The following is a 5,787-nucleotide window of genomic DNA, read 5'->3' as shown; positions in this document are numbered from 1 at the left end:
CAAGCCGCAGTTTGAGGCGGGCCGTGAGAATGTCGGCAAGTCTGGTGTTGTGCGCGATCCGGCCGTGCATGAAGAAGTGCTGATGCGGATTCTCGGATTCGCGGGTCAAAGCGGCTTTACGCTGAGGGGGGTCACTTATTCCCCGATTACCGGGGGCGAGGGCAACATCGAATTTCTCGCCTATTGGGAACGTTCGGACGCTGCGGAACCCGGTGCGCAATCCGCCGTATCGGCGGACACCAAAAGCTTGGTCGCCGAAGCGCACCGAACGTTTGCCAAAACCTAACGTTAACGAATGAGATGACTGCAGCGTCTTGAGCGCCGGTCATCTTTTTTCATGTCATTCATGACTGGTGCTCTCCGTCAAAATCTGCTATACTTGGCACAAACAAACGTTCGTATATATGGCTAGAGGAAATCATCCTCCATTGGGCGAAATTTACATCGTAATCCGTGTTTGGAGGCGATGGCTGCTGTGCAAGGGATCGATTGGCTAATTATGTTGGTAACGGGCGTACTGCTGGCGGTGTGGCTTTACAGGCGTTTTTATGTATGGCTTCACGAGCCGCCTGCGGGCCGGATTTATTTGCTTGGAGAAGGAGGCGAGCTGGCGCCCGATGACGAGCATATCCGTTTTCTCGAGGAAGCCGGCTATGAGGTCATGTCGGGCAAGCACAGAGTGCCGATTATGATCGGGCTCGACGGCCAGCCGCTCCGCAGCCGGCTTTTCATTGATTATGTCGTGGAGAAGGACGGCAAGACCTATCTGGTCAAGACCGCACGCGAGCGGATGCCGATGGATTGGACGGGCAGCGGAGTCAGAGACCGATTGTTTATGTACGCCTTGCTCATTCCTTCCGCGGCGGGGATTCTGTTCATTGATTCCAAAGAGAAATCGATACGGACCATCACATTTATTATCGGAGAGCCGCACGGGGGGGATAACGCATGAAGGGACTACGGCATCTAAAGATAAAGGAAATTATTGGAAGCAATGTGGTCGAGACGCAGGACGAGCTGGTCGACTCGCTTCGCATGGCGGGACTGAATGTGACTCAGGCTACCGTATCCCGGGATATTAAGGAGCTGCAGCTGATCAAAGTGCCCGCCGGCGACGGGAAATACCGTTATTCCCTGCCCCAGGAAGCGAGAATTAATCCGATTCATAAGCTGAAACGGGCCATGCTTGATAACTTTGTACACATCGATTACACGGACAATCTGGTCGTTATGAAGTGTCTGCCGGGCACCGCGAACGCGATCGGCGCTCTGATCGACAACATGGAGTGGCAGGAAGTGATGGGCACCATTTGCGGAGATGACACGATACTCCTGATATGCCGGACCCAAACGCAAAGCGCGGAAATCGTGGAAAGAATGATCGGGCTTCTGAACGGCTAGTACCGTTACAGTTCTTCCGGTCGGTACATGAACCAGAAAGGGGATATTAACTGATGTTACGCGAGTTATCCATTCGTAATTTGGCCGTAATTGAACAGGTATCCGTTAACTACCATCACGGATTTCATGTGCTGACCGGGGAGACGGGCGCCGGCAAGTCGATTCTGATCGACGCGCTCAGCCTCGTCATAGGCGGCAGAGGCTCATCCGATATGGTTCGTTACGGCTGCGACAAAGCTGAAATCGAGGCGTTGTTCGATATACGTGCGGATCATCGGCTGTGGAGCGTGTTGTCCTCGCTCGGTATCGACGCGAATCCGGAGGAGATGCTGGTCGTCCGGCGGGAGCTGAGCTCGCAAGGCAAGAGCGTCAGCCGAATCAACGGACAAATCGTCAATCTATCCATGCTCCGTCAGGCCGGGGAATATCTGGTCAATATTCACGGGCAGCATGAGCACCAGTCGTTGCTCCGTACCGATCAGCATCTCGAATGGCTCGATTTGTACGCCGGAGATACGCTCGCCGAGAAGAAACGGGCTTATTGGGACGCTTACAGGCAGTATCAGCAGACAAGAGCAAAGCTGAGGGACCTGGAGGATTCGTCGCGGCAAAATATGCAAATGCTCGATTTGTATCGTTTCCAGGTGGAGGAGATCGCCGCAGCCCGTCTCACGCCTGGTGAAGACGACGCGCTGCTGGAAGAGAAGCGGAAGCTGTCGCATGCGGAACGGCGGATGGAGCACGCCACAGAGGCTTATTCGCTGCTATACGGAAGCAACGGTCTCGCCGCGATCAGCAAGGCAATATCCCGGCTGGAGGATATTCGCGCTTACGACAGCTCCGTGCTTGATCCGCTTCTGGAGCAATTGCAGTCGGCCTATTACCAAGCCGAGGACGTGGCGTTCCAGCTCCGCGATTATCGGGATGGCATCGAATCGAATCCCGAGCGTCTGGCCGAAATCGAGGACCGGATCGATTTGATCAGCGGCTTGAAGCGCAAATATGGAGAGGCGATTCCGGATATCCTTATTTATTATGAGAAGATCGCCGCCGAAGCCGATAAGCTGGAAAATCGCGACGAGCACCTTCAGACGCTTCGCGAGGAGGAGCGCCGCCTATCCGACCGTGCCACTGCACTCGCTTTAGGCTTGTCCGAGCTGCGGCACCACGCCGCCGAACGGCTTGCGCAGGAGATAGAGACGGAGCTGAAGCAGCTGCAGATGGAGCGCACCTCCTTCAAGGTGCAGCTGGATGCGATTCAAGGCGGAGAAAGCGGAAGCGGGAGCAAGCTGACGCCGCAAGGGCTGGACGAAGCGGTGTTCATGCTGTCTGCAAACCCCGGCGAGCCGCTTAAGCCGCTTAACAAGATCGCCTCGGGCGGCGAGATATCCCGTATTATGCTGGCTATGAAGACGATTTTCGCAGCCATAGACGGTGTGCCCGTGCTTGTTTTTGACGAAGTCGATACGGGCGTCAGCGGGCGGGCGGCGCAAGCGATCGCCGAGAAAATGTCCGTGCTTTCGCGTAATTGCCAGGTGTTCTCCATTACCCATCTTCCGCAAGTGGCTTGTATGGCCGATCACCATTATGAAATCAAGAAAACGGTTAAGGGTGACCGGACCTCGACGTCCGTTGCCGAGCTGCTCGGCGACGACCGGGTTGAGGAGTTGGCACGGATGCTGGGCGGCGTTGAGGTCACGAGCAAGACCCGCCACCATGCTCAGGAAATGCTTGACTTGGCGAATCGACAGAAGGGGGCGTAATTAGAAGACAATTCGGGAAGCTTTTATCGGTCATAAAAGCATAAGGGCGGGGTTACCTTATAGGTACGCCATTGGCGAAGCGATGGTTGAGGGAGCGTGAAATCATTGAACTCCAATGAACGGATGCGATGGTTCGGGCTTGTACTCGTGTTCTTCGTTTGCTTGATCGGCATCTCTACCCCGTTCCAGCATTATGCCGCCTTTCCGACGAAGCTTCGGTTATTTGCCGGGCAGCAGAAAAAGCTCCATTATGAGATGCCCGTGCATGCGGTCGTAACGGTCGATCCGGACGTGGTAAGGGTGAACGGCTCGCGCAAAGCCAGCACCCAGGTTAATTTAAAACAGCCGCTTTCGTTAATACCGGGCCGCAGCGGGAGTACCGAGATGAAGCTGAAATTATTTGGTTCCATTCCTTTCAAGACCGTAAGATTGACAGTCGTTCCCGATCTCAAGGTCATACCTGGCGGCCAGACGATTGGCGTCAAGGTGAGATCGGCGGGCATCATGGTCGTCGGACACCATCGGGTAAGGGATTTCAACGGCGCAGAGGTTTCGCCAGGCCAGTATGCGGGCATCCGGCTCGGCGATTTGATCGTCACCGTAAACGGCGTTCGTTTGAACCAAGTATCCAAAATGGCCGAGATCGTTGAGAAAGCGGGCAAAGCTGGCACGACGCTGCAGCTTCAGATCAGGCGCGGCGGCCAACTGCTCCGCAAAGAAATCAGGCCGGCTTACGACAGCGACGACAAGACATGGAGGCTCGGCTTATATATCCGCGATTCCGCAGCAGGAGTCGGGACGTTAACCTTTTATGCGCCGGATCAGGGCGTGTATGGCGCGCTCGGTCACGTCATTACGGATATGGACACCCAATCGCCTATTGAGGTGGGAGAAGGCCAGGTAGTGCAATCCAGCGTGACGTCGATCAACAAAAGCTCTACCGGAGAACCCGGGGAGAAGCGGGCATATTTCGTCCGGGAAGGCAAAGTGCTAGGGAACGTGGAGCGCAATACGCCATTCGGAATTTTCGGACGAATGAAGGAACTACCTCAGCCGGCATATGCCGGTGAGCCGCTGCCGGTTGCTTTCGCAGAAGAAGTGGAGGAAGGGCCGGCTCAGATTTTGACCGTTGTAGGCGGCCAGAAGGTTGAGCGGTTTAATATAGACATTACGCATGTATCGAAGCAAACAGCGCCGGCAACCAAAGGAATGGTGATCAAAATCACCGATAGGAAGCTGCTGGCCAAGACAGGCGGCATCGTTCAAGGCATGTCCGGAAGCCCCATCATTCAGAAGGGAAAGCTCGTAGGAGCGGTCACTCATGTTTTCGTCAATGATCCTTCATCCGGATATGGATGCTTCATTGAATGGATGTTGAGGGATGCGGGAATTTTACTACAATCGGGAGGCCAAAAGCTTAAGGCGGGATGAACGCGCCTAAGCTTTTTGTTTTGTCGAATAAAAAAGAACGGAAGCGAAATATTTCGAATCACCACGTTTGGTGTAATAAATTATATATTATAATTCACATTTCAAAAAGAAGTAAAGAAAAATAAGGCTCTTCGCCGCTAGCAATGTTTTCGGATCAAAACTGCTCTATCAATTTCCAGAAAATCTTTGAAAATCGGACAAGGGAATTGGTATAGATGCATCGCTCCGCGTTCACCTTCTGTTGCAGCATAATCAGAGCTCCGAAAGGGTATACTGGTTGCTGGACAAGGGAATTGGTCCAGGTGCGAGCGATGCGTGGCTCCATGCTGTTGCCAATTCTTTTCTTATTTCAGGGCAAAGTTCAATTTGCCCGCCAGCACATACACCATGGCGATAATGTTTTTTTCGGAGCGGTATCCGCGCGCCTTTCGTTTGGCGGCTTGAAACAAGCTGTTTACTCCTTCCAACAAGCCGTTGGTTAGATTAAATATGGACTATGCTTTAAGCATTCTGCACAAGCTCAAAAAGCTGGGTGTCAAAATCGCCATGGGAGTCAATCGGCAACGCAGTCCCCACTGAATCCAGTCTTGCAGCACCATCGGCGCGATTGAAGCCGGATAACGGTATATCTCTTGCAGAATCAGACGCATGCGGTATGCCTTGGCCGTGTCCAGATCACAGTCTTTCAGCTTCGCCATCGTTTCTTGTTGAGCCGAAGTCAAGTTTCCCGGATTCTTGAGCCACATATAACGCGTATCTTTCAGTTCGGCGCAACTTTTTCGTTCGGTGCGGCGTACTTCATCAACGGCTTCGTTGGCAGCCTGAATCACATGAAATTTATCGAACGTGATGGACGCCTTGGGAAAGTTCTCGGTGGCTCCTTTGATGAAAGCCGGCGACATGTCCATGCAGACCTCGCTAATGTTCTCTGCTTTACCGCCATGGGCTTCCAGTTGCTTTTTACATTCGTCCCATGTGCTGGAGTCCTTGCCCTTAGTCACGCAGATGACGTTCTTCTGCTCGGGGTCCATGAAAATGGTGATATAGTTGTGCCCGCGCTTTGCCGACGTTTCATCCGTATTGATCTTCGTAACGTACGAAAGATCCTGCGCCGCGATTGCATTGTCTACGTAGTGATGAAGAATTCGCCACAGGCGCGTGTCGTGCTCGCCTACAAACCGGCTGACAGCAT

At 53.4% G+C, this 5,787-nt stretch carries 5 protein-coding genes and 1 pseudogene; 5 read left to right on the top strand and 1 reads right to left on the bottom strand.

The features are described 5' to 3' along the window. The 5 genes from BG52_RS06610 to spoIVB form a co-directional block, all read left to right on the top strand. On the top strand, window positions 1-286 hold a 286-nt coding region (locus BG52_RS06610; protein WP_036666985.1), incomplete at its 5' end, for an SAM-dependent methyltransferase. Window positions 287-466: 180 nt separating this feature from the next. Continuing rightward, the gene (locus tag BG52_RS06605; RefSeq protein ID WP_036585101.1) at window positions 467-952 is read left to right on the top strand and encodes a hypothetical protein; all 486 of its coding nucleotides are present in this window, start codon (window positions 467-469) and stop codon (window positions 950-952) included. Beyond that, window positions 949-1,401, top strand: coding sequence for a transcriptional regulator AhrC/ArgR (gene ahrC / locus BG52_RS06600; RefSeq protein ID WP_036585103.1), 453 nt, complete (start codon window positions 949-951; stop codon window positions 1,399-1,401). Before BG52_RS06605 ends, ahrC begins: the two co-directional genes overlap by 4 nt. Window positions 1,402-1,454: 53 nt before the next feature. Continuing rightward, window positions 1,455-3,164: a DNA repair protein RecN gene (recN, locus tag BG52_RS06595; protein WP_036585105.1), complete on the top strand. Its 1,710-nt coding sequence runs from the start codon at window positions 1,455-1,457 to the stop codon at window positions 3,162-3,164. A gap of 105 nt (window positions 3,165-3,269) precedes the next feature. Continuing rightward, window positions 3,270-4,595: a SpoIVB peptidase gene (gene spoIVB, locus BG52_RS06590; RefSeq protein ID WP_036585107.1), complete on the top strand. Its 1,326-nt coding sequence runs from the start codon at window positions 3,270-3,272 to the stop codon at window positions 4,593-4,595. Between the two features lie 344 nt (window positions 4,596-4,939). Here the strand turns inward: spoIVB and BG52_RS16400 are convergent. Continuing rightward, window positions 4,940-5,787: pseudogene (locus BG52_RS16400) on the bottom strand (ISL3 family transposase); the annotation flags it as partial.

The sequence above is a fragment of the Paenibacillus darwinianus genome (assembly GCF_000598065.1).
In the GTDB taxonomy this organism is placed as follows: Bacteria; Bacillota; Bacilli; order Paenibacillales; family Paenibacillaceae; genus Paenibacillus_I; species Paenibacillus_I darwinianus.
This window is presented reverse-complemented; position numbering and strand designations above follow the sequence as displayed.